The organism is Halorubrum sp. Atlit-28R (genome assembly GCF_003665955.1).
Lineage (GTDB): Archaea > Halobacteriota > Halobacteria > Halobacteriales > Haloferacaceae > Halorubrum > Halorubrum tropicale.
The window spans coordinates 1-512 of sequence record NZ_QPLS01000147.1; the positions used below are offsets into that span (position 1 = coordinate 1).

Genomic DNA, 512 nt, shown 5'->3' on the forward strand with positions numbered 1-512 from the left:
CTGCTTCGACCGCTTCGTCAACGTGTTCGGCGTCGGTTACGCCGTAGACTGTAGGACCCCACGACGACTGCCCGGCACCGTAGACGGCCGGTGATTCCGAGAGTACCGAGACGAGCGCACCAACCGGTGGCCGGTAGACACCGCCCTGTTCGTCCGCGTACCACGTGCCGTTGAGTCGGCCAACCGACTCCATTGCCTCGCCGAAGCGCTCGGCGGACCCCTCCGCGAGCGCCGGAAGGAGCCGCCGGGTGACGATACCAGCGATTCGGTCGCTCGTCCGCGGGTCGGCACGTTCGACGACCGAGCGCATACTCGACTCTTCTGCCGCGCCGTTTCGGCCGGGGTCCGCATCGGGGACGACCAAAAGAAAGGGCCACTGCTCTGGGACCGGATGTCGGGCTGCGGCGGCCGGAACTGTCCACGAGTCGTCTTCGGGTCGGTCAGTGGTAAATCGGGCTGTCGGGTGACCGGCGTCGACGACGGCTCCCCCATCTTCGAACGTGGCGACACCG

At 67.4% G+C, this 512-nt stretch carries 1 pseudogene; it reads right to left on the minus strand.

Going from position 1 to position 512, the window contains the following annotated elements:
- Nucleotides 1-512 (minus strand): annotated as a pseudogene (locus DVK06_RS17240) (GHMP kinase); the annotation flags it as partial.